The sequence below is a fragment of the Butyricicoccus intestinisimiae genome, assembly GCF_018918345.1.
In the GTDB taxonomy this organism is placed as follows: Bacteria; Bacillota; Clostridia; order Oscillospirales; family Butyricicoccaceae; genus Butyricicoccus_A; species Butyricicoccus_A intestinisimiae.
The window spans coordinates 1-25,465 of record NZ_JAHLQI010000005.1; the positions used below are offsets into that span (position 1 = coordinate 1).

The window sequence follows — 25,465 nt, forward strand, 5'->3', positions numbered from 1 at the left end:
AACGGTCAGGTGCTCGGCTTCGCCGGATTGGTCGGCGCGGGACGTACCGAAACCATGCGCGCCATCTTTGGCGCAGATCCGCTGGACAGCGGCAAGATTTTCATTCACGGCAAAGAAGTAAAAATTAAAACACCGCGTCATGCAATTCAGAACGGCATTGCGTTCCTGACGGAGGATCGAAAGGGTCAGGGTCTAGTGCTGCAGGAGAGCATTCGAAACAATGTTATTCTTGCCAACATGAAGGGCTTTACGAGCGGTTTGTTCCTCAACGACAAGAAAATCAGCGAGGCAACCGAAGCCAACATTCGCGACCTGCGCATCAAGACACCGTCTGCGAACGAAATTGTCGGACAGCTTTCCGGCGGCAACCAGCAGAAGGTGGTTATTGGCAAATGGGTCAATACCGATGCAGATATCTTTATCTTTGACGAGCCGACGCGAGGCATTGACGTTGGCGCAAAGATTGAAGTGTATAACGTTATGAACCGTCTCGTCAAAGAAGGCAAATGCGTTATTATGATTTCGTCGGAAATGCCGGAAATCTTGGGTATGTCGGATCGCGTAATTGTCATGCGCGGCGGCAGAGTCATGGCGACGGTAGACCGTGACAGCAAGCATTTCAATCAGGAAAGTCTCATGAAAGCAGCATGGGGAGGTACTTTAGATGACTAAGACAAAGAAAAAATCCAATGGCAATTCGTTCCTTGGTACACTGGCGGCGCTGATTATTCTGTGTGTGGTATTAACCATTGTCAGTGATAAGTTTTTGACGTATAATAACTTAATGTCAGTTTTAAAGCAGACGACGTTTACCGCGCTGCTGTCCACCGGTATGCTGCTGTGCTTGATTACCGCAGGTATTGACCTGTCGGTTGGTGCAAATGCGACATTCTGTGCTTGTATCTGTGGCATGCTCGTCAAGGGCGGCATGACCAACTCGCTCGTCCTCATCGTCATTGCGATTGTAGCCGGCACCCTGATCGGTCTGATTAACGGCTTGCTGCTGACACGTCTGCACCTGCCGCATCCGTTCGTATCTACGTTGGGCATGAAGAACTTCCTGTGGGGCGCATCGCTTCTGGTTGTATCTTCTCAGATGGTATCCGGCTTCCCGGACGGTGTCATGGCACTGGGTTCTGCGACAATTGGCGGTTTCCCAGTCAGCTTTATCATTGTTGTAGTTATTTACGTCATCATGCACATCCTGCTGACCCGCACTTCTCTGGGCCGTTCCATTTACTGTGCAGGCGGCAACATGGAAGCAACCCGTTTGTCCGGCATCAATGCACCGAACGTGCTGACCTTCTGCTATGCGCTGTCCGGTTTTATGGCAGCTCTGGCAGGCATCGTATCCATCGGCCGTTCCGGTATCTGCAACGGTGCCAATGCCATTCAGCCGTATGATACCGACGCAATCGCAGCGTGTGTTATCGGCGGCGCATCGTTCATGGGCGGCAAGGGCACGATGATCGGCACCATGATCGGCGCGCTGATTATCGCAACCCTGCGCAACGGCTTCACCCTGCTGTCTATCGACTCCGCAGTACAGAACATGGTGCTCGGTCTCGTTATCATCGGCGCAGTTCTCCTTGATGTCACCCGTGAGTCTATGGCTGTTAAGGCTCGCCGCAAGGAAGCTGCTGCAAAGGCAAAGTAAAATAAGCACATAGTTTCTCTTCTGGATATAGCGCCTTCGCTCCTTGGGGCGAGGGCGCTTTTCAGTTAAGGGAAAAGAAAGAGAAAAGATGCTATGAAAATTGTTGATAAGGGCGTATTAGATGCCTCGTTTATGGACTTTTCCACACCATCGGAATTTGCACGCTCCGCACTGTATTATTGTCCGCAGTTTGGACATTTTTATTGCAAGCAAGGGTATGATATACAAAGAGAATATTTAGAACTTTATCTGCTCATGTATATTTGCAGCGGAACCATGACGATAGAAGTGAATGGCAAAAGCGTGACAGCGGGCAGCAATCAGATTGTGCTCATTGACTGTTATCAGAAGCATCGATATTATTGCAATGGAGACACGGAATTTTTGTGGTTTCACTTTAACGGCAGCAGCTGTGCATCGTATGTCAAGTATCTAATCAATCAAAATGGCATGGTGTATGTGGGCGAGGACTTTTGGCGGCTCAAGCAGGTGTTTTTGCGCATTATTTCCGAAGCGCAGTCCAATGTCGGCAATGAGCACCGCATTTCGCTGTACGTCAATCAGATTCTGTGCCGCATGGCGGACAGCAAACAGCAGGTCAGTGCGATGAATGATTTGCTGCTTCCTGCTTTGGAGCATATCCGCACGAAATATACCCATCCGATTAGCTTGGATGATCTCGCTGATTTGTGCAGCATCAGCAAGCCGCATTTGATTCGTTGTTTTAAGAAATATTTAAACTGTACCCCGCACGAATATTTGCTGTCGTATCGACTCAAACAGTCCAAACAGATGCTGATTGGTTCGCAAAACACGGTGGAACAGATTGCGGAGCTGTGCGGATTTAACAGTGCGTCGCATTTTACGCGTGCTTTTCGCGGCGCAACCGGCATTACGCCGTCGGAATTTCGCAGATTACAGTTCTGACGCGCTTGCTGTTCAGTCGATTTCGTGCTACACTTACCAATAGAGAGAGGAGATGAAACCGATGGAACAGACATTTGCGCAACTGTCCCAACAGTTTCTGGAAAAGGCGGAACGGCAGTACGGCGCACCATTTGAAATTCAAAAAAATGTCACCTGCTGCGGCATTGAGTTTCCAATGACGGCGGGATATATCAAGCGGGATGGACGGCATTTTCTCGGTATTCAGAGCAATTTGTCGCAGGATGGCATGTGCGGCGAGACCTGCTATTTTTTGTGCAGGGAGACGCTGACACCGGACGTTTGGCAGGAACTGTGTGCAATTTTTCAAACCATACATGACCGCACAGTGCCGACGGAAGATCCGGCACATGTGTTCACGTTGGTCAGTTTTGTCATTGAGACCAATCATATCGAGGCAGAGGTGAAGAAAAAGATTCGCCGTCTGCGTGATGAACGCAACTATTCCGGCAGTCAGGAATGGAGCAGCCTGCGCGTTTGCGTGCGGGAAGAACAATCTGACAGCTATTATTACAACGGGATGGGCAAAGCGGTTATGGAGTGCCTGACACGAGACGGTATGCCGCAGCCGAGAAAAAAGTTTTTGGGTATTTTCTGACAGGAGGAAACGAGAATGAAAAAAGGATATCATAGCACGCAGAGCAAAGCATTCAATACGATTCCGCGGTCAGAGTATCTGGGCGTTGTCTTGGGATTTGCCATTGGTATGTTTTTGACCGGTGCTCTGCACTGGGACAACCGAATTTTGGAGCTGATTGGTGCAGTGGCCGGCTTTGTTGTCGGCTGGTGGATTGACGGGAAATACTATGCAGAAAAAGATATTCCTGCTGATCAGCTGGAAGCAGAGCAAACAGCGCAGGAATCACAGTAAAATTGTACCATTGTATGGGAAATAATCATCCGGTTTCATAAGAAGCCGGATTTTTTCTTGTCGTTTGACGAGGAGTACGGTATAATGAAAAGAGATTGTACACGTACTGGAACAGGAGATCAATGATGAGACTGAAAAAAGAAACAACGATGGTTCTCGCTGTCGACTATCAGGAAAAACTGATGCCGGCTATGCACAACAAAGATGCCTTTATTCCGCGCACCTGTCTGCTGCTCAAGGGATTAAAAGCACTGGACATTCCGATGATTGCCTCGGAGCAGTATCCGAAGGGATTGGGCTCGACAGTGCCGGAAATCAAGGAAGTGCTGGGCACCGTGCCGTATCTGCCAAAGACCACATTCAGCTGCATGGATGATGCCGGTCTGCACGCCGCTGTGGAAGCAGCTGCTTGTGATACCGTGCTGCTGTGCGGCGCAGAGCTGCACATCTGCGTGCTGCAGACGGCAATGGATTTGATTGACATGGGCAAGAAGGTTGTCATCGTGGAGGACTGCGTTGGCTCCCGCACGGCGCATGATATGGAAATCGGTTTGATTCGCGCGCAGCAGGAAGGCGTTCTAATGACAACGGCGGAGGCTGTTTTGTTTGAGCTGCAAAAGAATGCATCCGGTCCGGTGTTCAAAACGATTTCCAAGCTGGTCAAGTAATCCCATTCGCAAACAGAAATTTAACACACAATCTGTCCGCGTCGATTCTACTCAAATTTGTAACATCATGACAGCAAGAACAAGCAAAATTCCCGTAAAATCTGGCAGAAAACACATATACAAGCCAGAAGATTGATGTTATAATGAACATCGTTAAGAAACAGATACTCTGGTTTCAAAAGAGTTTTCGATATTTCATTTGAGGTGAATTACTATGCGTGACTGGTTAGTTGAACTTAGAAAAAGCAAGGGCCTGACTCAGGAAGTAACGGCTCAGAAGGCACATATTGCTCGTAGCTATTATACTCGCATCGAGCTGGGCGATTATCGTCTGCCGGTTGGCACGGCGATGCGCATCGCAGAAGCACTGGATTTTGACTGGGTTCGTTTCTACGAAACACCGGCTGATTCTAAGTAATTGATTTGAATCTGAAACGCGATACCGGAACGGCTTGCCGTTCCGGTATTTTTGTTTTTTATATGCGAATGTGCAGACAACGCGAAAAAATACAAGAATAAAATTCCAAAAAATAAACACGAAAGAATTGCATATTTTACGAAAAATAAAGGAATTCTTGCATCATATCATGCGAAACCGTCGCAGCTTGCCTACACAAGAACGTGAGAAATGCGACAGAAAGGAGAGAGTCGTTGAAATACCTGATTGTTCTCGGAGATGGCATGGCGGATGAACCGCTGGAACGCCTGCGCGGAAAGACACCGCTTGCCGCTGCACACACACCGATGCTGGATGCCTTGGCACGAAAATCAGAAATTGGAACCGTGCAGACAGTGCCGAACGGCGTGCCGGTTGGCAGTGATACAGCCAATCTTTCTATTTTGGGCTATCCGCCGGAACGCTATTATACAGGGAGAGCCCCGCTGGAAGCGCTGGGATTGGGCGTGCATATGAATAAAAATGATATTGTGCTGCGCGCAAATCTGGTGACGCTGAGGACGGAAGCAGCGGCGTTTTCGCAGTGTGTTCTGCTGGATCACAGTGCGAATGAAATCTCGACAGACGAGGCAGCAATTTTGATGGATGTTATCCGGGGCGAATTTGAAAATTCTGATATTTCGTTCCATACCGGAACGGGATATCGGCATTTGCTGTGCTGGCACAACGGAGTGCTGCCTGTGCTTGCACAGCCGCATGATCATTTGGGAGAACCAATCGGGGCGTATTTGCCGCAGCAGCCGTTGCTGCGCGAGCTGATGTACAAAAGTCATGTGATTTTGGACAGACACCCTGTCAATCAAGCGCGGCAGGCACGCGGCTTACATAAGGCGAACGGTCTTTGGTTTTGGGGCGCCGGCACACCGGTGCAGCTGCCGCCGTTTCGAGAGCAGACCGGAAAACGCGGTGTGATGGTCTCTGCGACAGATCTGCTGCACGGCATCGCCGCCGGCATTGGTCTGGAATCGGTACCTGTTTCCGGTGCGGATGGATCGCTGCACACCAATTTTACCGGAAAAGCGATGGCGGCTGTACAGGCACTGCAGGAGGGGGCAGATTTTGCGTTTGTGCATCTGGAAGCACCGGACGAGATGGGACATCAAGGTGACGCACAGCGCAAAATGCAGGCAATCTCGTCCATTGACCAGCAAGTGATTGCAACGGTTTTTCGCGAGCTGGATGCGGCGGGAGAGGCGTTTCGCCTGCTTGTCTTGCCGGATCACGCGACACCGGTGCGGTGCCGCACGCACACGCGCACGCCGGTTCCGTATTTGCTGTACGACAGCACAAGAACAGAACAGCATGCGCGGCAGCAATACAACGAAGCGCAGGCACAATACGGCAGATACTTTCCCACGGGAAGCGCGCTGCTGGCACATTTTTTACAGAAATAAAAAGAACGAGCTGAGCAGCCCGTTCTTTTATCTTTACTTCTTGTTGAGTTCGGTTTTGATTTTTGTGCTGGAAATTTCCGGCGTTCTCGGCAGATAAACGACCTCGCAGCCTTCTTCCTCGAGAAAATCAAATTTACCCTTCCAGTCATCGCCGATGACAAAGGTATCGACATGGTATTCGTGAACGTCAGACCGCTTCTGATCCCAGTTTTCTTCCGGAATAACCAAATCGACATAGCGAATGGCTTCTACCAGCTGTTTGCGTTCTTCATAGGAAAAATAGCATTTTTTTCCCTTTTCATTCCAGTTAAACTCATCCGTGGATACTGCCACAATCAGATAATCGCCCAGCGCCTTGGCACGGCGGAGCAGATTGATATGTCCGTAGTGGAGCAGATCGAAGGTTCCGTAGGTAATAACACGCTTCATAAGATTCCGTTTTCCTTTCTCTGCTGTTCATCTTTGCCTATTATAGCACACCCGACAGACGGAAAACAATAGAAGAACGCAAAAAAGAGAGCACGGCGCAAAGCCGTGCTCTTGTGTGTCAGAGCTTGAGAAGCCCTGCTTTGTCGAGAATGGTAAAGGCGCGGCAGAGATCTTCGCTTAGCTCCAAGCCTTTGCCGGTGCCCGCGATGGCGCCGGCGTCCAGCAGCTTTTTCACGGCGTCTTGGTAGTAAAGCGGAATATCTTTGAACTCTTTGTAATACGTCATATCCGGTTCCTCCTGTTCGGATGGGTGAGCGTCTTGCTTTGGGTTGGAGAGCAAATAGTAGCTGGGTGCACGGTCAATCGTCGCTTTGCCGCACTGGGTCAGGCTGGTCTGCACAACGCCCTTGTTTACAACGTGAACGTAATTGCGGCGGATGGCGCTCGACGTGTATTTGCTGCTGTACCAATAGCTGTCGAGTACGGTGATGGTACTGCCCTTGGCGGCGGCTGCACAGACAAAATGCCCGCTGGTTGAGAACAGCTTGTATTCGGTTCCGGCGTGTAAAATTGCTGTGCCGCCGGATTTCAAATGCGCGAGCAGCTCTGCATTTTTGCTTGTGGTACGATAAGCAAACGCATACTTTTTGGAGGCAGCGCGAAGCAATTGATGCATATCTGTGCCGCCGGTCACACGGGCACCGCAGCTGACCGCCAGTTTGCACATGGTCGGTAAACTGACTGACGCGATGCCTAATACTTTGAGTGCGTTGCACAGGCTCGCAGGGCCGCAGGCGGACGAATAAATCGTTCCTTGTCCGTATTTGACGGATTTATACCGCACTTCCGTTTGAAATGTGACATCGTACATGCTGTTCACCCTTTCTTTTCCGCGTCATCTGCCTGTTGATTTCGGTCTTGCTGCCGGCATTTGCGCCATTCGTCCGCTTCACAGGCAAGACAGGTGAAACTGTTGTTTTTCCACCAAGCGGCGATAGACGCACCGATGGTCCAGCAAAGAGAGACAAGCTGATAAATATCACTATTTGCGAAAGAAATCGCGGATTTTCCCTCAATGGCTAAAATTTGATTGACAAGTGCCAGCACAAGAACAATCGTGCGGGCGATGGTATCCGAGCTGATGGTCTGTTTGCGCACAGAGATCGCCTCCTTTATAGTATTATAGATATGACCGCACCGCAGACAGCGACACCGACGGCGGCAAGAATCGCCATGATAATGTTGAGCTTGGTGGAAATCACGGCAAATTCAATGTTTCCGCGTCCAAGACGCTGTTCATGCTTCTCGACAATTTCCATCAGCTTTTTCAGCTCCTGACAAGGTGTTCCGTGGGTTTCCGGCATTGTTTCACCTCCATTCGTGTTCAGATGTCCCTATAATACGACGGAGAGATTTTTTGTAAATATCAATTTCTTGCAAGCCTGTGGAAAATAAAAAAAACACCGCCTTTCGGCGGTGCGATGTGAAACTTGTTTACAGGTGATATACGTGTTTGGCGGTCTGATAAAAGACCTTCTCATGATGCTTTTCTGGAATCAAGCACTGCATGAAGTGAATATACTGTTCCATGTTGACGAGCGGCCAGTCAGTGCCGTATATGACCTTTTCATATCCACCTGCATAGCCCAGCCACGTGCGGAGCAGAGAAAAATATCCGCTGTTTTCTTCAAACAGTTCATCCAAATCAAACAATCCTTCAAGCAAACCGGACAAATCGGCAAAGACATTGGCATTTTTCTCCAGCACAGCGGCGGCGTCCGGCAGCCATGGATTGCCGAAGTGGCACATGACAAACCGCGTCTTGGGAAACTGTGCGGCGGCTTCATCGACAGTGAGCGGATGACAGTACTTTAAAAATCCCATGCCGTTGGCGGTCGAGCCGGTGTGGATGGCAACCGGTTTGTCATATTGCGCCGCCAACTCATACAACGGGAAAAAGCGCGCATCTCCGACATATACGTGGTTGTAACCGGGATACAGCTTGATGCCGACACAGCTTTCGCGTTGTAGATTCTGTTCCAGCAGGTCAAGAATGTGTGCGTCCGGCAGGGCTTCCATCACTTTGTTGTCCAATCCAATGCAGTAGCGCAGAAAGTCCGGATACTGATGGCATTCCGGACGAATGCTGCCGTTGCCCATGACAACGGCGCGTTCGATATTTAAACGGGCAAATTCTGCCTGTAAATGCTCCTCCGTGTACAAATGACCGACTCGTTCGGCCATCGGTGCAAAGCTCGGAATTGCCTTGCTGAAATGCATGTGTGCGTCGATAATTTTCATAAAAAAGACTCCCGTATTCTATGCGATGTATTCATCATACTGCGTTTTTGAGACGCGGTCAAGCGGTGGTTTGAGGTCGGATGTGTTGCGGATTGTAAAAATCTGGTTGACGATGTCTGGGATACGCGGTATAATTTTTTTAGCAGTAGTTTGTATGGGATGAACAAACGGCAAGGAGGCAGAATATGGCGCTGACGGCAAAACAGGAGAGCAAATTTTTGGAATCCAGCTTGTTTGTCGGCTGTGAGAAAGACAGCCTTCGTGGGCTGGCGCAGATTGTAATGCCGCACAGTTTGTTCAAGGGCGAGGTGCTCCGCGTGACGCGGGAACAAGAGGCGGTAGGCTTTTTGCTGTCCGGAAAACTTGAAATCTGCAATTTGTACGGTGTCCTGTATTACAATATATGCCCCGGCGAGTGCGTTGGCATGGAAGATTTGTTTTCGGAAGTTACACCTGTCGTGGAGTGCTGTGTTCGCGCAAAGACAAACAGCATGCTGACCTTCCTGACACACCAGCAGATGCGGGAACTGCTCCAAGAAAACAGACAGATTCGAGAAAATTATCTGACGATGCTGGCAAATCAGGTGCACCATTCGCTCAATCGGCTGCAGCAGTTTACGGCACCGACGCCGAGCATTGCACTTGGCATGTATTTGCTGCAGCATGAGACAGAGGGACTGGTACGGCTGACAGACGGCTTTGCGGGACTTGCCCGCAGACTCAATATCAGCCGTGCGACGCTGTATCGCTCGATGGCAGAGCTGGAACAGATGCAGATAATTTCTCATTTTGAAAAAACGATTGCCGTCTTGGATGTTCAGCGATTGTACGGGTATGTGCAGTCGCAGTCGGATATTCCGTCTATTTTGGAATGATAGATACAACAAAAAAGCGCAGATCTGCGGATCTGCGCTTTTTTTGTTTTGAGAGAGATGAGACAGCAAACATTCCGCAAATGTGAAGATGGTTGAAGATGTGTATAGAGGAATAGCGTTTGCTTTGTGATACGAAGGTCTTTCGCTGTGTGTGACGATACAGCAAAAAAGGAGATGCGGCATGTGGCTCCGTCTCATACTCCGGTATGCTGAAAGAAAAAGAGCGTTGCAGAATGATGTCTGCAACGCCCTTGTTAGCATGTGCTTAGTATACGGGATTTTTGTGGAATTGTCAATCAAAAGTGCAAAAAAACTTGAATATTTACAAAGATTTTATCATATTTAGAAATATTTGAGTAGAAAAATACTCCGATAGAATGAAAATCTTATCCTATAGAATAATACAAATTAAGCCGCCGGAGCCCTCGTTGATGATGCGCTCCAGTGTTTCCTGCAGCTTGCTGCGGGCGTCCTCCGGCATGCGGGCGAGCTTGGTGTTCATGCCTTCGCTGACCAGCTCATTGAGTGATTTGCCAAAAATATTGGTCTGCCAAATGCGTTCCGGCTCTCCGTTAAACTCTGACATCAGATAAGCGACAAGATCCGCGGACTGTTTTTCCGAACCGACAATGGGAGAAACCTCGGTTTGAATGTCTGCGCGAATCATGTGAATGGAGGGCGCGGAAGCGGTTAAGCGCACGCCGTATCGGCCGCCCTGCCGCACAATTTCCGGCTCATCCAGCTTGAGTTCGTCGATGGTCGGCATGACGATGCCGTAACCGGTCTGCTGCACCTGCTGCAGCGCGCCGTCAAATCGCTGATATTCCTTTTGGATGGCGGCAAGCTTGGTGAGCAGGGGAATGAGATCCGCCTCTCCACGGATGGGCAGTCCCGACTGTTCACCTGCGATTTGATAAAAAATTTCCTGCGGGATGCGCATTTCCAGCTGGACGCTGCCGGTACCCAGCTCCATCGAGACAACCTGCGCATCGGACACATAGTCTGTCTGCGCGAGTGCCTGTGCACACGCTTTCATGTCCCGCATGCGGCCGATGCGCTGTGCCTGCGTGCGGATGCCGTCGTAAACGGACTCTTTGACGCGATGACCGGCTGGGAGCGTGTTGACCCACGGCGGCAGCACAATGCCAACCTCCCGCACGGGAAATTCGTACAGCACAGCCTTGAGCACGGCGCCCATTTCCTCGGCATCGATGTTCATGCAGTCCGCGGCAATGGCGGTGACGTCGTAGGAATCGGAAATTTGCTGACAAATATGCTGCGCTTCCGCGCCCTGCGGCTGCATCGAATTGACCAGAACGAGAAATGGTTTGTGCAGGCTTTTCAGCTCGCGAATCACGCGATCCTCCGCGTCCAGATACGCTTCGCGCGGAAAATCCGTTACAGTACCGTCGGTTGTCACGACAAGACCAATGGTGGAGTGGTCGGCAATGACCTTTCGCGTGCCCAACTCGGCAGCCTGCGCCATGGGAATGGGGGTGTCGCTCCATGGTGTCGAGACCATGCGCGGCGTGTCCTCTTCAGTCTGCCCGAGTGCGCCGTCAATGAGATAGCCGACGCAGTCCACCAGTCGAATCTTGCATGTCCCATCATCGTCCAGCGCAATTTCTGCGGCTTCTTCCGGCACAAATTTCGGCTCCGCGGTCATGATGGTTCGGCCGGAACCTGATTGCGGCAATTCATCTTTGGCGCGTTCGCGCCGATACACGTTGTCGATGCCGGGCAAGACCAGCGTTTCCATAAATCGCTTGATAAGGGTGGATTTTCCGGCTCGAACCGGCCCGACGACGCCGATATAAATGGTGCCGCCGGTACGGCGGCTGATATCTTCGTATAGTTTTTGACGTTCCATAAGCACCTCCGCGTGGTTATCGGACCGGAATGAGCAGCATTTGTGCCTGTGTGTTCGTGACATCCTCGGTCAGCTGATTGGCTTGCCGGATGGCATCTACGGTTGTGCGGTAGCTCTTGGCGATGTCCCAGAGCCGTTCTCCGGCATCCATATAACGCAAAATCACAGACACTGGCACGGTCGGGCTGCATACTTCTGTGTCAACGGTCAGCGTGGTCAAATCGCGGATGGTCAGAGATTCCTGAGCCAAGACAGAACAGCGGCCGCTCAGAGACAATACGATGGAATCCTCCCCGCTGACAGCGGCGGAAGCGCGGCATTGCAGTGCTTGCAGGCGCACGGTTTCCGGTGCTGCCGGCACATCTAGCGGCATTTGCACCGCGCGGTGAATCGAATAATAACAGCCATCTTCGGCGCGGTACAGCACACATACCATCATGCGCAGACAGAGCGGAGAAGATTCCTGCATCAGGCGGTCGGTGACCGCTGTGACATCGGCTATTTGCGCTATTTTCATGCCGACCGAAAGCGTTTCGGAGGCTTCACACCCCAGCTCTGGCAGCAGCTGGCAGGAGGAAAGCGGAATGGAACGGCTTTCTATCTGCACCGGATGCTGCAAATGATAGACATCTTCGATGGTCTGCAAGGTCAGCGTTTCAAAGGCCGTGAGCAGCACCGAGACGCCGAGACCGACGCTAATGAGACCGTCATCGCGCAGTTCTGCGTCCAGATGGCGCACGGCAAAGCGCACCGAGAGCTGTGCGTCGTCTTTCATGCCCTCTGCCTCTACAATCTGTGTGAATGACAGCACGCAGTCTGCGTTTTCCAATAAACCATCGGTTGTCTCCGCAAGCAGATGTAGGACGGCATCTCCCTTGATGATTGCCTTCTCGTTCATCAGCCGGCAATCGGAAAGTCGCAGCTCGGCGCGCGGAACGGCGATGCTGCTGTATCGAGAAAAATCCGCAAGATTGACATCATCCATCAGGGTAAACTCTTTGCGGCAGGCGCAGACCGGAAGCGTCACGAGGTGCGATGCAGACAAGATTTCTAAACATTCGTCTGCATCATCAAATGCGGTTGTCAATGTCAGTGATTCCGGACAAAAGACCTGACAGGAGATGCACAGCGTTGCCGTCACTGACAATTTGCGCGAATTCATAATGCGTGCATCAGCGGACACAACCTGACAGGAGGCAAACAATTGACAGTGCTCGTTGATGTCCTGCGCTTCTTCGATGTGCGCAAAGCTGACTGGGATGTCCAGCTTTCGCAAGCCGCCGCCCTCCGGAACATAAAAGACCGTCATGCGAATGCTGCCGGATAAAAAAACGCGCCCAGACTGCGGCACATCGTCTTTGAGCTGCGGGGTTCCGAACACGGCGGCGATGCGCATAAGATCGGGAAACGTGTCCGGAACAATTGCATCCGCCGTTTCTTCATAGGTATTTACGGTGTCCAGCAGCAGACGGCTGATATCAAATGTGCTTTTTTTCGGTTCCATATGCCTTCCTCCTATGTCAAGTGTTCCTGGATGATGCTGTTGATATAGTGTTATGGCGAAGCGGAAAAAAGTATGACAAGAAAATCAATTGCGGGGAGTCGAAGGGTGTAGTATACTGAGACCAGAAGGCGTGTATTTGAGAGGAGGCGTCCGTGATGCAGCGATTTGCAGTGATTTTTGACTTCAATGGAACAATGTTATTTGATACACCTCTGCAATATCAGGCGTGGAATATGCTGGCGGAAAAGACCTTGGGGCGAAGCATTGGCATTGACCGGTTTTTGCGCACAGCAAACGGAAGATCCAGTGCAGAAACCGTAGATATTTTTTGGGGCAATTCTCTGACGACAGATGAGAAGCAAGCATTGATTTTGGACAAGAGACAAGCGTATAAGCGTCTGTGTCTGACGCATCCGGAGCTGTTTCATCTGGCGGACGGCATTCCGGAGGTTTTGGATTTGCTCAAAAAGCACAACATTCCCTTTACCATTGCGACGTCATCCAATCCGGCGAGTGTGGATTTTTATTATGAAAAGCTCGAGCTGAATCGTTGGTTCCGTCGAGAAGATATCGTCTGTACGGACGGCAGTTTTCGCGGAAAACCGGCACCGGATATTTATTGTGCGGCGGCGAAGGCTCTGCATATGAATCCGGAGAATTGTATTGTGATTGAGGATGCCGTGGCGGGTGCCTATGCGGCGCGCGGCGCGGGCATTGGATATATTGTGATCATTGATCCGGAAGATTCCGGCCTGATTTGGGTCGGAGAACAGGTCGATTGTGTCATTCAGGAGCATGAACAGCTGTATGAGATGCTGTGCCAGCGAATGCAGGAAAAAAAGACGAATCTCTCGTGAGATTCGTCTTTTTTGTCAGATACAGGCGATTTTTGAGCGGCGAATGCGGCGCATCAGAACGCAGAAAAGTGCGGCGGAAATGGTCTCCGCGAGGAGAAATGTCCACCAAATCAGAGAGGGCATGTGAATGCGCAGGCCGATGCGGGCGAACAGCCATGCGACGGGCAAAACGAAAATCAGCTGTCGGCACAGCGAAATAATCAGGGATTCCATGCCGCTGCGCAGGGCTTGGAAAACACCCTGACCGGCAACATTGACTCCGGAAAAAACTAAGCTGAGGGAGATGATTCGAATGGCACTGACACACAACTGCTCTGTCTCGCCGGATAAGCCAAATACATGGGCGAGAGGAGAGGCGAACAACTCCAACAGCACGGTGCCGGATAGCATAATCACAAGGGTATACAGCATACCGCATTTGATGCTGAGATTGACGCGCTGTTTATCGCGCATACCATAATTGAACGAGACAATCGGTGTAATCGCATCGCGCAGACCGAAGGCGGCAAATAACAAGAACTGCTGAATTTTGTAGTACAGACCGTAGGCGGTTACCGCGTTTTCGCTCACTGTGCCGAAAATCAGGTTGAGTCCGTAGGTCATGACGGACATGAGCGCCTGCGCGATAATGGCAGGCAATCCGATTGTGTAAATCTGTCGAATCAGGCGCTTGGACGGCTTGATATAGCGCAGACTGTTTGTAATCTCTTTGTTGATGGTGAGATGGAAAAACAGCGCGACAATACAGGAGACGATTTGGCCAATGACTGTTGCATAGGCGGCGCCGCGGACGCCCAACGCCGGACAGCCAAACAGACCGTAAATCAGAATAGGATCCAGAATAATATTGGCCACGGCACCGGAAACCTGCGCAATGGTGGAAAAAAGAGACTTTCCGGTTGCCTGCAGCAGCTTTTCAAAGCAGGAAAAAAAGACCATGCCGAAGGGGATACAGCAGCAGATGCGCAGATAAGAGATTGCCATGTCGATGACGAGCGTGTTGTTGCTCTGGGACTGCACATAGGCACGCACGCCGACAAGACCGAATGCAATAGATATGATACAGATGACCAGCGAGAGAAACTCGGCATTTCCGGCAACGCGGTTGACTTTTTCACGATTTCCTTCCCCCAAGGTGCGCGATAACAGGGCATTGGCACCGACGCCGGTGCCAACACTGAAGGCAACCAGAAGCATTTGAACTGGAAAGGCAAGCGTGAGCGCGGTCAATGCCGCTTCTCCGTGCTGTGCCATGTTTGAGACAAATGCGCTGTCGACGATATTATAAAACGCCTGCAGCATCATGGAGAAAATCATCGGCACTCCCATGGACAGCATCAAGCGCTGAACCGGTATCGTGCCCATTTTGTTGATATTTTTGTGTTGTTCCATCGGATAAACCTCACTTAAAAAAATAAAACGCAAAAAAAGCGTAAACCCAGAAACCTGGATTTACGCTTTTCGCTACTCGGTATGCTTATTTTATCAAATGACAGGTCAAAAAGTCAAGAGCATCTTACACGGCAGATGTGTTTTTTATGCCGAAAATTCCGCGCAAAATACCGGCGAGCAGTTTGGGACTTTTGATAACAACGACTTTCATCAGACAGACTCCTTTCATGCGTTCCAATGTACGACAATGCCGGCAGCAATGAGCAAAACCGTTGCGATGGGCAGCAGCAGGCAGGCGGGAAGCAGCTGTGCGAGCAGCAAGCCCAGCCCGAATGCCGCCGCAGCCAGACCAAAGACTCTCCAGCAGCAGACCATACACCTCACCTCTGTCCGCAGTATAAGCGGAAAACGCACAGTTGGTGTCTGTCCTGAGAAAAATTTATTTGTTGAGTTTTTGATTGATGCTGCGCACGGATGCACAGTGCAGCAGGTATAAAATCGCATGGATGACCACGTAAATGATTGCGATGGTCGGAAGCATGCGGACGATGAGCAGAGAAATCGAGTGCTCTCCGTAGCCGCAAATCCAGCCACAAATCAGCGCGGTTAGGCAGGTGAGCGGGGCGTGAATCAACGTCGCTTTCACATTGGATAACTGTTCTGTTTCATAAATCAAAGACAACAGCCCAATGATGGCGCCGCCAATCATCCAAACGACGAAGTTTTTCAGGATTTCGGTCATGCCGAGATTGATGTACATTCCGATTGCCACAGAGATGGCGGCAAAGCCAACGCCGATCATACAATAGCTGAATACATTCATAGGATTCCATTTTTTCATAGGTCACAACTCCTTTTCTACATAAGTACGAAAGGCTTTGAAATACTTGCGGGAAATCGTCAGGCGCGTCTTGCCGTCTTGCAGGGTGACAATATAATTTCCGGAAAATTCTGACTGCACGGATTGCGCCTGCCGAACATTGAGCAGTGTTCCTTTGTTGATTTGAACAAACCCGCTGTGATACAGCGTTTGCGCCAGCTCATATAATTTGTTGCGTGCCTCCATACAGCCCTGCTTGGTAAAGGCAATGATTTTTCCGTCCATAGCTTCGAAATACAAAATATCTTTGACAGGACACAGATATTCTTTGTCTTCCTGATATAAAAACAGGCAGGAGGTTGCCTTGGCAGCATGCAGAGCGGCGATGATTTGCGGGATTTGCGGATCGCTGAGATTTCCGCGGATGATAACCTCCAACGCTTCGCTGTCGGATGGCTGCAAAGTGATTTTCATACATGTGTCCTCCTTTCTTATGTTGCTGGCTATAGTATATCAGATGGGAGCTGCGGCGTCTCGAAAAACACCGTAAGTGGTTGCGCAGACGCAATAAGTGGTCGAAATAACACAATGAAAAAACCGGCAGATGCCGAAGCATCTGCCGGTGCAGCTATATATTCAATACTAGATGAGAGAAATTTACTCAGCTACGATCTTAGCCAGCTTTGCGAAGCGCGGCAGGCCATTTTCCTTCTTCATCTGGGTCTCGCCCTGAATCAGCGGCAGAGCGTACTTGACGAACTCGTCGGATACGTTGTTGCCACGCTCGTTGATCCACTCTACCGGAACCTTCTTCTCGTAGTTTGCTACGTCGGACAGGTTCAGCAGCTTGGTCTTGCAGGTGTAGCCGTTCTCACGGGAGCACTCGAAAGCAACCATCTTGTCGGTCTCGCCAGCAACTGCGGAGTTAACAGCAGTCTGACCAGCCAGGAAGGACTCGTCGATGTCGGTCTGGGAAGCGCAATGAGCAGCGCAGCGCTGCAGCAGGGACAGCTCGATGCCGCGAACCTTTACGCCCAGCTTTTCCTTGACAGCGTCTGCCAGCATAGCAGCCAAGCCGCCCAGCTGAGCATGACCGAAGCCGTCGGTAGCAGAGGTCTTAGCCTCGGATACGAAGGAACCGTCAGCGTAGTGGATACCCTCAGATACAGCTACGATAACATTGTGGTTCTTCTCCCACAGTGCGGAAACGTCTTCCAAGAACTCGTCCATGTTGAAGTCAACTTCCGGCAGGTAAACCAGATCAGCCGGATAGCCAGCAACGGAAGCCAGGGAAGCAGCGCCTGCCAGCCAGCCTGCGTGACGGCCCATGATCTCGATGATGGAGACCTGACCCTTGTCATATACGTGGGAATCCTGGTAAACTTCTGCGATGGAAGTAGCGATGTACTTAGCAGCGGAAGCGAAGCCCGGGCAATGGTCGGTGCCGAACAGGTCGTTGTCGATGGTCTTCGGAATGCCCATTACGCGGCAGTCGTAGCCAACCTTCTTCATGTACTTAGAGATCTTGTTGCAGGTATCCATGGAGTCGTTGCCGCCGTTGTAGAAGAAGTAACGAACGTCATACTTCTTGAAGATCTCAAGGATGCGCTTGTAATCGGTGTCGTCTACGTCCGGATCAGCGATCTTGTAGCGGCAGGAACCCAGTGCGGAAGACGGGGTGTACTTCAGCAGCTCCAGCTCAGCCGGATCTTCCTTGTCCATGATATACAGCTTGTCGTTCAGAACGCCGACAATGCCGTTTGCAGCGCCGTAAACGGTGGTGATGGAATCAGAATCCAGACCAGCCTTGATTGCGCCGTATGCGCTTGCGTTGATAACAGAAGTCGGACCACCGGACTGGCCGATGATCATAGCACCCTTCAGTTCACTCATAATTCAAAAACCTCCTAAATTGTCACGAGAGAAACACGGCGGCGTCTCGTTTCCGCCGGACAAAAAAAGCCCAGTTTTGCCGCAGTTTCTTATGGTAATTTGAATATACCATATTTTCCAAGGAAAATCAATTCTTTTTACATGTGGCCGGACAAAAGTACCTGCGCATACATTTTGGGTAGGATTTGGATAAAATTTGCGAAACTTACACAATCGACTTGATTTTAGCGCAAAAGGCTGGTAAAATACCGTTATACGGAATTCGTGTGTTTATGGCTGTTTACACACGGAAAATTTCTGAAAGGAAGATGAATAATGGCACTTGTAACTACTACTGAGATGTTCAAGAAGGCATATGACGGCGGTTACGCAGTTGGCGCTTTCAATGTTAACAACATGGAGATCGTTCAGGGTATCACGGAGGCTGCCGGCGAGCTGAAGGCTCCGGTTATCCTGCAGGTATCCAAGGGCGCTCGCGCTTACGCAAACCACACCTATCTGGTAAAGATGGTTGAGGCTGCAGTTATCAACAACCCGGATATCCCGATCGCTCTGCATCTGGATCACGGCGACTCTTTCGAGGTTTGTAAGTCCTGCATCGACGGCGGCTTCACCTCCGTTATGATCGACGCTTCCTCCAAGTCTTTCGAGGAAAACATCGCTCTGACCAAGCAGGTTGTTGAGTACGCACATGACCACGGCGTAGTTGTCGAGGCTGAGCTGGGCACTCTGGCTGGCGTCGAGGACGAAGTTGTTGTTGAGTCTGGCAACGAGAGCTACACCCATCCGGAAGAAGTAGAGGAATTCGTTTCCCGCACCGGTTGTGACTCTCTGGCAATCGCTATCGGTACTTCCCATGGCGCATACAAGTTCACTCCGGAGCAGTGCACTCGCAACGAGGACGGCATTCTGGTTCCGCCTCCGCTGCGTTTCGACGTACTGGAAGAGTGCATCAAGCGTCTGCCGGGCTTCCCGATCGTTCTGCACGGTTCTTCCTCCGTTCCGCAGGAGTTCGTAAAGATCGTAAACACCTACGGCGGCAAGATGCCGGATGCTATCGGCATTCCGGAAGATCAGCTGCGTAAGGCTGCTAAGCTGGCTGTATGCAAGATCAACATTGACTCTGACATCCGTCTGGCTATGACTGCTTCTATCCGTAAGCACATGGCTGAGCATCCGGATCACTTCGATCCGCGCCAGTACCTGAAGCCGGCTCGTCAGGCTGTTAAGGACATGGTAGCTCATAAGATCGTTAACGTTCTGGGCTGCGATGGCAAGGCTTAATTCTTTGGCTTTTGTGAAACCTGAATCGAAAGGCTGCATCTTCGGATGCAGCCTTTTTATGCCAAACGGAGAATCAGCTTGCCCATACAAACAAGATGATGCATGGATTGATGCAAAAACGGACAGGAAACCTGCATAACATGCGAAAAAATCGAGTTTCACGCAAAAAAATAGCGTCAGGCTCTTGCAATACGCACACAAGTTATATAAAATAAGCTCATACGATTTCCAAAACAATTCGCTAGTATGGCGGGAAAAGAGTGAATACACTATGTTAGACATCAAATTTACTCCGACGACGAACAAAAAGCCGAAGCCGGATCAGCACAATCTGGGATTTGGTAATTACTATACCGATCATATGCTGATTATTGACCACACCGAGGGCATCGGCTGGCATGACGCGCGCATCGTGCCGTATCAGCCGATTCAGTTGGATCCGGCTGCCATGGTTCTGCACTATGCCATGGAGTCTTTCGAGGGCATGAAGGCATACCGCACGCCGGAAGGCAAGGTTCAGCTGTTCCGTCCGGACTGCAACGCAGAGCGTATGTGGAACACCAATGCCCGCATGTGCCTGCCGCAGCTGCCGGTTGAGGACTTTGTTCAGGCAGTCAAGGCGCTGGTCAAGGTAGAAGAGGACTGGGTTCCGTCTCTGCCGGGTACCTCTCTGTACATCCGTCCGTTCATCTTTGCTGATGAGCCGCATCTGGGTGTTCGTACCTCTAAGACCCATCAGTTTATGATTATCTGCTCTCCGGTCGGCGCATACTACTCCACCGGCATCAATCCGGTTAAAATCTTCGTTGAGGACGAGTACACGCGTGCTTGCCCGGGCGGCACCGGCTTCACCAAGTGCGGCGGCAACTACGCTGCATCCCTGATTTCTCAGGTTAAGGGTCATGAGCTGGGCTACGAACAGAGCCTGTGGCTGGATGGCGTAGAGCATAAATATGTAGAGGAAGTTGGTTCCATGAACTGCTTCTTCAAGATTGATGGAACCATCTATACTGCTCCGTGCGTAGGCACGGTACTGCCGGGCGTTACCCGCCGTTCCTGCATTGCGCTGCTGGAGAAGTGGGGCTACACCGTATCCGAGGAGCGTCTGCCGATCGTTGACATCGTAAAGGCTTCTAAGGAAGGCAAGCTGGAGGAAGTATTCGGCACCGGTACTGCAGCGGTTATCTCTCCGGTAGGCGAGCTGCGGTATGAGGATGACGTCTGCAAGATTAACGACGGCAAAATCGGTGACGTTACCCAGAGACTGTATGATACACTGACTGGTATCCAGTGGGGCACCAAGCCGGATGACATGGGCTGGACCGTTCCGGTGGAATAATTCACCATGCATTAGAGAGGATGGGACAAACGATTGTCGATTCGTTCGCCTCATCCTCTTTATATTTATTTGAAGTAAAAATATGAATCAGAAAGGAAACAGCAGAGCATGAAAAAGAGCGTAAAGCGTTTGCTGGCAATGTGTCTGGCGTGCCTGCTCGTGGCTGGCGGCGTATTCTTCCCGACTGCGTCCAAAGCACAGGCAACGGATGTTCTGACGGTTGGCACCAACGCAGAGTTCCCGCCGTTCGAGTACATTGGCAATGACGGACAGCCGGACGGCTTTGACATGGCCGTTATCAAGGCGATTGGCAAGGAAGAGGGATTTGAGGTCAAGATCTCCAATATGGAGTTCAAGTCTCTGGTAGCCTCGCTGTCTACAGGCAGCTTGGATGCCGTTATCGCGGGCATGACCGTGACAGAAGACCGTCAGAAGTCTGTCGATTTCTCGGACAGCTATTATACCGCGACCCAGTGCATCATTGTCAAAAAGGACAGCGATGTCACCAAGCTGGCGGACTTGAATGGCAAGAAAATCGGCGTACAGGAGGGCACGACCGGTGACCTGCTGTGTACGCCGGGCGAAGATAATGAGGTTATCACGGACAGCAAGACCGATGTGCAGCGCTTCAAGAAGGGCACGGACGCAGTGGTAGCTCTGAACAATGGCGGTGTCGACGCCGTCGTCATTGACCAGAATCCGGCAGAGAACTTTGTATCCAAGAATCCGGATACCCTGAAATTGATGCAGGATGATACGTCTACCGAGCAGTATGCCATCGCTGTGCAGAAGGGCGACACGGAAACCCTGAACAAAATCAACGATGGTCTCAAAAAAATCAAGGAAAACGGCACGTTCGATAAGCTGGTAGCCCAGTATATCGGCGGCAGCGATACACAAGAGACGGCGAACAATACCGGCAAGACGCTGAATATCGGCACCAATGCCGAGTTCCCGCCGTTTGAGTACATCGGCAACGATGGCGAGCCGGAAGGCTTTGACATGGCCGTCATCAAGGCAATTGGCAAGGCAGAGGGCTTCAACGTCAAGATTACCAACATGGAGTTTAAGTCTCTGGTGGCTTCGCTGGCTACCGGCAGTCTGGACGCTGTCATTGCAGGTATGACGGACACGCCGGATCGCCGCCAGTCTGTCGATTTCTCGGACAGCTACTATACCGCAACCCAGTGCATTGTCGTCAAGAAGGACAGCACGATTACCAAGCTGGCGGATTTGAACGGCAAGAAAATCGGTGTACAGGAAGGCACGACCGGTGACCTGCTGTGTACGCCGGGCGAAGATAATGAGGTTATCACGGACAGCAAGACCGATGTGCAGCGCTTTAAGAAGGGCACAGACGCTGTCGTTGCACTGAAAAACGGCGGTGTAGATGCCGTTGTCATTGACCAGAATCCAGCGCAGAACTTTGTTGCCAACAACAAGGACGCGCTCAAGATGATGGAGGATAACACATCCACCGAGCAGTATGCCATTGCAGTCAAGAAGGGTGACACGGAAACCCTGCAGATGATTAACGATGGCCTGAAGAAAATCAAGGAAGACGGCACATTTGACCAGCTGGTTGACCAGTACATCAACGGCAGTGCCGCAACCGTAGACACCGAAAATCAGGATGATGCTGCGGCAAATAAGGGCTTTGTAGAAAATCTCAAGTATGTATTTGTAGATACCAACGGTTATATGCTGATGGTCAAGGGCCTCGGCGTCACGATTGGCATTTCGCTCTGTGCGGGCATTATCGGCATCGTACTCGGCTTTATTATCGCACTGATGAAGCTGACCGAAGTGCGCAGAAAGAAAAAGACCATTTGGTCACGCATCGCGGGCGTGTATATTGACATTCTGCGCGGTACGCCGTCGATGGTACAGCTGCTGATTATGTTCATGGTTATCTTCCGCAGCCGCTATGCAGTTGTTGCAGCTATCTTGGCATTCGGCATCAACAGCGGCGCATATGTCGCAGAGAACATTCGTGCAGGCATTCTGGCAGTGGATAACGGCCAGATGGAAGGCGGCCGTTCGCTGGGCTTCACCTATGGTGAGACCATGCGGTACATCATTCTGCCGCAGGCAATCAAGAATGTCATTCCGGCACTGGGCAATGAAATGATTACGCTGGTCAAGGAGACCTCCATCGTCGGTTACGTTGCGATTGTCGATTTGACCAAGGCAGGCGACTTTATTGTATCGCGTACCTATCAGGCATTCCTTCCGCTGATTGCGGTTGCCATTATTTACTATATTCTGGTTAAGCTGATGACCTTTGGTCTGGCTGCCATCGAAAGGAGACTGCGTCAGAGTGATAACCGTTAAGAATTTAAAGAAAAGCTTCGGCGAACTGGAAGTTCTCAAGAAAATCGACTGCGAGATCAACAAGGGCGAGTGCATTGTTGTCATTGGCCCGTCCGGTTCCGGTAAGAGTACGTTTTTGCGCTGCTTGAACCGTCTGGAAGAGCCGACCGGCGGTCAGATTATTTTTGACGGCACGGATATTTTGGACAAGGGCACCGACATCAACAAGATTCGCCAGAAGCTGGGCATGGTGTTCCAGCACTTCAATCTGTTTAATCATTTGAATGTCATGGACAACCTGACGCTGGCACCGGTCAAGCAGAAGCTGATGAGCGAGGCAGATGCCAAGAAAAAGGCAGTAGAGCTGCTCAAGCGCGTCGGGCTGGAGGAAAAGGCGGAAAATTATCCGGCACAGCTTTCCGGCGGTCAGAAACAGCGTGTGGCAATCGTCCGCTCGCTCATGATGGACCCGAAGGCGATTTTGTTCGACGAGCCGACCTCCGCGCTGGATCCGGAAATGGTAGGAGAAGTTCTTGATACCATGAAGGAGCTGGCAAAGCAGGGCATGACGATGGTTGTCGTAACCCACGAGATGGGCTTCGCCCGCGAGGTGGCTGACCGCGTGATTTTCATGTCGGACGGCTACATCACCGAGGAGGGCACACCGGAGGAAATCTTCGACCACCCGAAGATGGAACGCACACAGGCTTTCCTGCGCGCAGTGACACAAAAGTAAATCTTGTTTGCAGGATACAAACCCGTCGGCGCATGCCGGCGGGTTTCCTCTTTTCTCACATGAAAATGAACATGAGCTGCGCAATTTTTGGGAGAAATTTCGACAGCTGGGGGATTTACTTTGTTTTTAGATGCGAGTATAATTATAAGCAATTACAGTAAATTTCAGATTGAAGAACGTGAAGGGAGTCGAACTATCATGGCATATTATTTTTCTGAACCGTCCCATACCTTCAGCGAATACCTGCTGGTACCGGGATATTCTTCCAGTAAGTGCATTCCGGCGAACGTAGACCTGAAAACCCCGATTGTAAAGTATCGCAAGGGTGTTGAGGAGTGTCCGATCTCCATCAATATCCCGATGGTTTCCGCTATCATGCAGGCGGTATCCAACGATACCATGGCAATCGCTCTGGCACGCGAGGGCGGCATGTCCTTCATCTATGGCTCTCAGAGCATTGAGTCTGAGGCTGCGATGGTTGCCCGCGTCAAGAGCTACAAGGCTGGCTTTGTTGTCAGCGATTCCAACATCAAGCCGGATCAGACCCTCGGTGACGTACTGGCACTGAAGGAAGCTACCGGCCATTCCACTATGGCTGTTACCGCAGACGGCACCCCGAACGGCAAGCTGCTCGGCATCGTAACCGGCAGAGATTACCGTGTAAGCCGCATGGAACCGTCTCTGCGCGTGGAAGAATTTATGACTCCGTTCGAGAAACTGATTACTGCACCGAAGGATACTTCCCTCAAGGAAGCAAACAACATCATCTGGGATCACAAGCTCAATGCGCTGCCGATTATCGACGAGAACCAGAACCTTGTTTACATGGTATTCCGCAAGGACTATGACTCCCATAAGGAAAACACGCTGGAGCTGCTGGATGCACACAAGCGCTACATGGTAGGCGCCGGCATCAACACCCGCGACTATGCACAGCGTGTTCCGGCACTGATTGAGGCTGGTGCAGATGTTCTGTGTATCGACTCCTCCGAAGGCTTCTCCGAGTGGCAGAAGCTGACCATTGACTGGATTCGCGAGAACTATGGTGACACCGTAAAGGTCGGCATGGGCAACGTTGTTGACAAGGAAGGCTTCCTGTATCTGGCAAAGTGCGGCGCAGACTTCGTAAAGGTCGGCATCGGCGGCGGTTCTATCTGCATCACGCGTGAGCAGAAGGGCATTGGCCGCGGTCAGGCTACCGCTCTGATCGACGTGGTTCAGGCGCGTGACGAGTACTTTGAGCAGACCGGTATTTATATCCCGATTTGCTCGGACGGCGGTCTGGTATACGACTACCACATGACGCTGGCACTGGCTATGGGCGCAGACTTCTTGATGCTCGGCCGCTACTTCTCCCGCTTTGATGAGTCCCCGACGAACCGCGTTGTTGTCGGCGGCTCCTACATGAAGGAGTACTGGGGCGAAGGCTCTGCTCGTGCAAGAAACTGGCAGCGTTACGACATGGGCGGTGACAAGAAGCTGTCGTTTGAGGAAGGCGTTGACTCCTACGTTCCGTATGCAGGCGCACTGAAGGACAATGTTGGCATGACGCTGGCAAAGGTTCGCTCTACCATGTGCAACTGCGGTGCCATGAGCATTCCGGAGCTGCAGCAGAAGGCAAAGATTACGCTGGTTTCCGCAACCTCGCTGGTTGAAGGCGGCGCACATGACGTTGTTTTGCGTGATCCGTCCCGCAATACTGCGCAGTAAGTTCGTACAATCTCATCAAATATGATGTTCCGGCAGGCAAAAACGCCTGCCGGATTTTTTATGGTCTTGACATTGCCAGATAAGCTCCGTATAATTTAAAGTAGTTTAATACTGCAGGTTGCTGCAGTGATACGAAGATTTGAAGATTGG

General features: G+C 51.0%; 28 protein-coding genes. 15 read left to right on the forward strand and 13 right to left on the reverse strand.

Annotation, left to right across the window (positions count from 1 at the left end; translation table 11 throughout):
- The 8 genes from KQI75_RS09595 to KQI75_RS09630 form a co-directional block, all read left to right on the forward strand.
- Nucleotides 1-672, forward strand: a 672-nt coding sequence (locus tag KQI75_RS09595; RefSeq protein ID WP_216470568.1) for an ATP-binding cassette domain-containing protein, incomplete at its 5' end; no start/stop codon positions are given.
- Complete coding sequence (locus KQI75_RS09600) at nucleotides 665-1,657, forward strand: ABC transporter permease (protein ID WP_216470569.1); 993 nt, start codon at nucleotides 665-667, stop codon at nucleotides 1,655-1,657. The genes KQI75_RS09595 and KQI75_RS09600, both read left to right, overlap by 8 nt.
- 93 nt (nucleotides 1,658-1,750) lie before the next feature.
- Nucleotides 1,751-2,584: an AraC family transcriptional regulator gene (locus KQI75_RS09605; RefSeq protein ID WP_216470570.1), complete on the forward strand. Its 834-nt coding sequence runs from the start codon at nucleotides 1,751-1,753 to the stop codon at nucleotides 2,582-2,584.
- Between the two features lie 61 nt (nucleotides 2,585-2,645).
- Nucleotides 2,646-3,200 (forward strand): hypothetical protein, encoded by a 555-nt coding sequence (locus KQI75_RS09610; protein ID WP_216470571.1) that lies wholly within the window; start codon nucleotides 2,646-2,648, stop codon nucleotides 3,198-3,200.
- Between the two features lie 15 nt (nucleotides 3,201-3,215).
- On the forward strand, nucleotides 3,216-3,473 hold the full coding sequence (locus tag KQI75_RS09615; RefSeq protein ID WP_216470572.1) for a hypothetical protein: 258 nt from the start codon (nucleotides 3,216-3,218) through the stop codon (nucleotides 3,471-3,473).
- A gap of 125 nt (nucleotides 3,474-3,598) precedes the next feature.
- The gene (locus KQI75_RS09620) at nucleotides 3,599-4,141 is read left to right on the forward strand and encodes a hydrolase (RefSeq protein WP_216470573.1); all 543 of its coding nucleotides are present in this window, start codon (nucleotides 3,599-3,601) and stop codon (nucleotides 4,139-4,141) included.
- Nucleotides 4,142-4,355: 214 nt separating this feature from the next.
- Nucleotides 4,356-4,559, forward strand: coding sequence for a helix-turn-helix transcriptional regulator (locus KQI75_RS09625; RefSeq protein WP_087018589.1), 204 nt, complete (start codon nucleotides 4,356-4,358; stop codon nucleotides 4,557-4,559).
- A 233-nt stretch (nucleotides 4,560-4,792) separates the two neighbouring features.
- Nucleotides 4,793-5,992, forward strand: coding sequence for a cofactor-independent phosphoglycerate mutase (locus KQI75_RS09630; RefSeq protein WP_216470574.1), 1,200 nt, complete (start codon nucleotides 4,793-4,795; stop codon nucleotides 5,990-5,992).
- A 33-nt stretch (nucleotides 5,993-6,025) separates the two neighbouring features.
- Here the strand turns inward: KQI75_RS09630 and tagD are convergent, their stop codons facing one another.
- The 5 genes from tagD to KQI75_RS09655 all read right to left on the reverse strand — a co-directional run bounded on the left by tagD (nucleotide 6,026) and on the right by KQI75_RS09655 (nucleotide 8,722).
- Nucleotides 6,026-6,421, reverse strand: coding sequence for a glycerol-3-phosphate cytidylyltransferase (tagD, locus tag KQI75_RS09635; protein WP_216470575.1), 396 nt, complete (start codon nucleotides 6,419-6,421; stop codon nucleotides 6,026-6,028).
- Nucleotides 6,422-6,539: 118 nt separating this feature from the next.
- Nucleotides 6,540-7,292 carry a hypothetical protein gene (locus KQI75_RS09640; protein WP_216470576.1) on the reverse strand — a complete coding sequence of 251 codons (753 nt, stop codon included), beginning with the start codon at nucleotides 7,290-7,292 and terminating at the stop codon, nucleotides 6,540-6,542.
- A 5-nt stretch (nucleotides 7,293-7,297) separates the two neighbouring features.
- Entirely contained in the window at nucleotides 7,298-7,579 is a 282-nt protein-coding gene (locus tag KQI75_RS09645) for a phage holin (RefSeq protein ID WP_216470577.1), read from the reverse strand.
- Nucleotides 7,580-7,593: 14 nt separating this feature from the next.
- A complete protein-coding gene (locus KQI75_RS09650; RefSeq protein ID WP_216470578.1) occupies nucleotides 7,594-7,785 on the reverse strand; it encodes a hypothetical protein in 192 nt (63 codons plus the stop codon).
- A 130-nt stretch (nucleotides 7,786-7,915) separates the two neighbouring features.
- Entirely contained in the window at nucleotides 7,916-8,722 is an 807-nt protein-coding gene (locus tag KQI75_RS09655) for an amidohydrolase family protein (RefSeq protein WP_216470579.1), read from the reverse strand.
- A gap of 185 nt (nucleotides 8,723-8,907) precedes the next feature.
- Between KQI75_RS09655 and KQI75_RS09660 the strand changes: the two genes are divergently transcribed.
- Complete coding sequence (locus KQI75_RS09660) at nucleotides 8,908-9,597, forward strand: Crp/Fnr family transcriptional regulator (protein ID WP_216470580.1); 690 nt, start codon at nucleotides 8,908-8,910, stop codon at nucleotides 9,595-9,597.
- A 391-nt stretch (nucleotides 9,598-9,988) separates the two neighbouring features.
- Here the strand turns inward: KQI75_RS09660 and spoIVA are convergent, their stop codons facing one another.
- Nucleotides 9,989-11,467: a stage IV sporulation protein A gene (spoIVA, locus tag KQI75_RS09665; protein ID WP_216470581.1), complete on the reverse strand. Its 1,479-nt coding sequence runs from the start codon at nucleotides 11,465-11,467 to the stop codon at nucleotides 9,989-9,991.
- A gap of 16 nt (nucleotides 11,468-11,483) precedes the next feature.
- A complete protein-coding gene (locus tag KQI75_RS09670; RefSeq protein WP_216470582.1) occupies nucleotides 11,484-12,971 on the reverse strand; it encodes an SPOCS domain-containing protein in 1,488 nt (495 codons plus the stop codon).
- 155 nt (nucleotides 12,972-13,126) lie between these two features.
- On the opposite strand from KQI75_RS09670, the gene KQI75_RS09675 reads away from it, so the two are divergent.
- A complete protein-coding gene (locus KQI75_RS09675) occupies nucleotides 13,127-13,828 on the forward strand; it encodes an HAD family hydrolase (RefSeq protein ID WP_216470583.1) in 702 nt (233 codons plus the stop codon).
- A 15-nt stretch (nucleotides 13,829-13,843) separates the two neighbouring features.
- Here the strand turns inward: KQI75_RS09675 and KQI75_RS09680 are convergent, their stop codons facing one another.
- From KQI75_RS09680 to KQI75_RS09705, 6 genes are all read right to left on the reverse strand, one after another.
- On the reverse strand, nucleotides 13,844-15,220 hold the full coding sequence (locus KQI75_RS09680; RefSeq protein WP_216470584.1) for an MATE family efflux transporter: 1,377 nt from the start codon (nucleotides 15,218-15,220) through the stop codon (nucleotides 13,844-13,846).
- A gap of 124 nt (nucleotides 15,221-15,344) precedes the next feature.
- Nucleotides 15,345-15,449, reverse strand: coding sequence for a stage V sporulation protein SpoVM (gene spoVM, locus KQI75_RS13840; RefSeq protein ID WP_216470585.1), 105 nt, complete (start codon nucleotides 15,447-15,449; stop codon nucleotides 15,345-15,347).
- Nucleotides 15,446-15,595 carry a hypothetical protein gene (locus KQI75_RS09690; RefSeq protein WP_216470586.1) on the reverse strand — a complete coding sequence of 50 codons (150 nt, stop codon included), beginning with the start codon at nucleotides 15,593-15,595 and terminating at the stop codon, nucleotides 15,446-15,448. The genes spoVM and KQI75_RS09690 overlap by 4 nt, the downstream gene beginning before the upstream one ends.
- A gap of 64 nt (nucleotides 15,596-15,659) precedes the next feature.
- Entirely contained in the window at nucleotides 15,660-16,061 is a 402-nt protein-coding gene (locus tag KQI75_RS09695) for a DUF3021 domain-containing protein (protein ID WP_216470587.1), read from the reverse strand.
- 3 nt (nucleotides 16,062-16,064) lie between these two features.
- Entirely contained in the window at nucleotides 16,065-16,514 is a 450-nt protein-coding gene (locus KQI75_RS09700) for a LytTR family DNA-binding domain-containing protein (protein WP_216470588.1), read from the reverse strand.
- Between the two features lie 183 nt (nucleotides 16,515-16,697).
- A complete protein-coding gene (locus KQI75_RS09705) occupies nucleotides 16,698-17,933 on the reverse strand; it encodes a 6-phosphofructokinase (RefSeq protein ID WP_216470589.1) in 1,236 nt (411 codons plus the stop codon).
- Nucleotides 17,934-18,248: 315 nt separating this feature from the next.
- Here KQI75_RS09705 and fba point away from each other — a divergent pair, with 315 nt between their 5' ends.
- The 5 genes from fba (at nucleotide 18,249) to KQI75_RS09730 (ending at nucleotide 25,315) form a co-directional block, all read left to right on the forward strand.
- The gene (gene fba / locus KQI75_RS09710) at nucleotides 18,249-19,217 is read left to right on the forward strand and encodes a class II fructose-1,6-bisphosphate aldolase (protein WP_216470590.1); all 969 of its coding nucleotides are present in this window, start codon (nucleotides 18,249-18,251) and stop codon (nucleotides 19,215-19,217) included.
- Between the two features lie 271 nt (nucleotides 19,218-19,488).
- Entirely contained in the window at nucleotides 19,489-20,556 is a 1,068-nt protein-coding gene (locus KQI75_RS09715; protein WP_216470591.1) for a branched-chain amino acid aminotransferase, read from the forward strand.
- Nucleotides 20,557-20,664: 108 nt separating this feature from the next.
- A complete protein-coding gene (locus tag KQI75_RS13790) occupies nucleotides 20,665-22,890 on the forward strand; it encodes an ABC transporter permease subunit (protein ID WP_216470592.1) in 2,226 nt (741 codons plus the stop codon).
- Nucleotides 22,877-23,605: an amino acid ABC transporter ATP-binding protein gene (locus KQI75_RS09725; RefSeq protein ID WP_216470593.1), complete on the forward strand. Its 729-nt coding sequence runs from the start codon at nucleotides 22,877-22,879 to the stop codon at nucleotides 23,603-23,605. Before KQI75_RS13790 ends, KQI75_RS09725 begins: the two co-directional genes overlap by 14 nt.
- Nucleotides 23,606-23,803: 198 nt before the next feature.
- Nucleotides 23,804-25,315 (forward strand): IMP dehydrogenase, encoded by a 1,512-nt coding sequence (locus KQI75_RS09730; RefSeq protein ID WP_216470594.1) that lies wholly within the window; start codon nucleotides 23,804-23,806, stop codon nucleotides 25,313-25,315.
- Nucleotides 25,316-25,465 lie beyond the last annotated feature (150 nt).

What these genes read in the sequence shown, in the direction of transcription:
- KQI75_RS09600 (WP_216470569.1), top strand. Translation starts at nt 665, where the DNA reads ATGACTAAGACAAAGAAAAAATCCAATGGCAATTCGTTCCTTGGTACA.
- KQI75_RS09605 (WP_216470570.1), top strand. Translation starts at nt 1,751, where the DNA reads ATGAAAATTGTTGATAAGGGCGTATTAGATGCCTCGTTTATGGACTTT.
- KQI75_RS09610 (WP_216470571.1), top strand. Translation starts at nt 2,646, where the DNA reads ATGGAACAGACATTTGCGCAACTGTCCCAACAGTTTCTGGAAAAGGCG.
- KQI75_RS09615 (WP_216470572.1), top strand. Translation starts at nt 3,216, where the DNA reads ATGAAAAAAGGATATCATAGCACGCAGAGCAAAGCATTCAATACGATT.
- KQI75_RS09620 (WP_216470573.1), top strand. Translation starts at nt 3,599, where the DNA reads ATGAGACTGAAAAAAGAAACAACGATGGTTCTCGCTGTCGACTATCAG.
- KQI75_RS09625 (WP_087018589.1), top strand. Translation starts at nt 4,356, where the DNA reads ATGCGTGACTGGTTAGTTGAACTTAGAAAAAGCAAGGGCCTGACTCAG.
- tagD (WP_216470575.1), bottom strand. Translation starts at nt 6,421, where the DNA reads ATGAAGCGTGTTATTACCTACGGAACCTTCGATCTGCTCCACTACGGA.
- KQI75_RS09640 (WP_216470576.1), bottom strand. Translation starts at nt 7,292, where the DNA reads ATGTACGATGTCACATTTCAAACGGAAGTGCGGTATAAATCCGTCAAA.
- KQI75_RS09650 (WP_216470578.1), bottom strand. Translation starts at nt 7,785, where the DNA reads ATGCCGGAAACCCACGGAACACCTTGTCAGGAGCTGAAAAAGCTGATG.
- KQI75_RS09655 (WP_216470579.1), bottom strand. Translation starts at nt 8,722, where the DNA reads ATGAAAATTATCGACGCACACATGCATTTCAGCAAGGCAATTCCGAGC.
- KQI75_RS09660 (WP_216470580.1), top strand. Translation starts at nt 8,908, where the DNA reads ATGGCGCTGACGGCAAAACAGGAGAGCAAATTTTTGGAATCCAGCTTG.
- spoIVA (WP_216470581.1), bottom strand. Translation starts at nt 11,467, where the DNA reads ATGGAACGTCAAAAACTATACGAAGATATCAGCCGCCGTACCGGCGGC.
- KQI75_RS09670 (WP_216470582.1), bottom strand. Translation starts at nt 12,971, where the DNA reads ATGGAACCGAAAAAAAGCACATTTGATATCAGCCGTCTGCTGCTGGAC.
- KQI75_RS09675 (WP_216470583.1), top strand. Translation starts at nt 13,127, where the DNA reads ATGCAGCGATTTGCAGTGATTTTTGACTTCAATGGAACAATGTTATTT.
- KQI75_RS09680 (WP_216470584.1), bottom strand. Translation starts at nt 15,220, where the DNA reads ATGGAACAACACAAAAATATCAACAAAATGGGCACGATACCGGTTCAG.
- spoVM (WP_216470585.1), bottom strand. Translation starts at nt 15,449, where the DNA reads ATGAAAGGAGTCTGTCTGATGAAAGTCGTTGTTATCAAAAGTCCCAAA.
- KQI75_RS09690 (WP_216470586.1), bottom strand. Translation starts at nt 15,595, where the DNA reads ATGGTCTGCTGCTGGAGAGTCTTTGGTCTGGCTGCGGCGGCATTCGGG.
- KQI75_RS09695 (WP_216470587.1), bottom strand. Translation starts at nt 16,061, where the DNA reads ATGAAAAAATGGAATCCTATGAATGTATTCAGCTATTGTATGATCGGC.
- KQI75_RS09700 (WP_216470588.1), bottom strand. Translation starts at nt 16,514, where the DNA reads ATGAAAATCACTTTGCAGCCATCCGACAGCGAAGCGTTGGAGGTTATC.
- KQI75_RS09705 (WP_216470589.1), bottom strand. Translation starts at nt 17,933, where the DNA reads ATGAGTGAACTGAAGGGTGCTATGATCATCGGCCAGTCCGGTGGTCCG.
- fba (WP_216470590.1), top strand. Translation starts at nt 18,249, where the DNA reads ATGGCACTTGTAACTACTACTGAGATGTTCAAGAAGGCATATGACGGC.
- KQI75_RS09715 (WP_216470591.1), top strand. Translation starts at nt 19,489, where the DNA reads ATGTTAGACATCAAATTTACTCCGACGACGAACAAAAAGCCGAAGCCG.
- KQI75_RS13790 (WP_216470592.1), top strand. Translation starts at nt 20,665, where the DNA reads ATGAAAAAGAGCGTAAAGCGTTTGCTGGCAATGTGTCTGGCGTGCCTG.
- KQI75_RS09730 (WP_216470594.1), top strand. Translation starts at nt 23,804, where the DNA reads ATGGCATATTATTTTTCTGAACCGTCCCATACCTTCAGCGAATACCTG.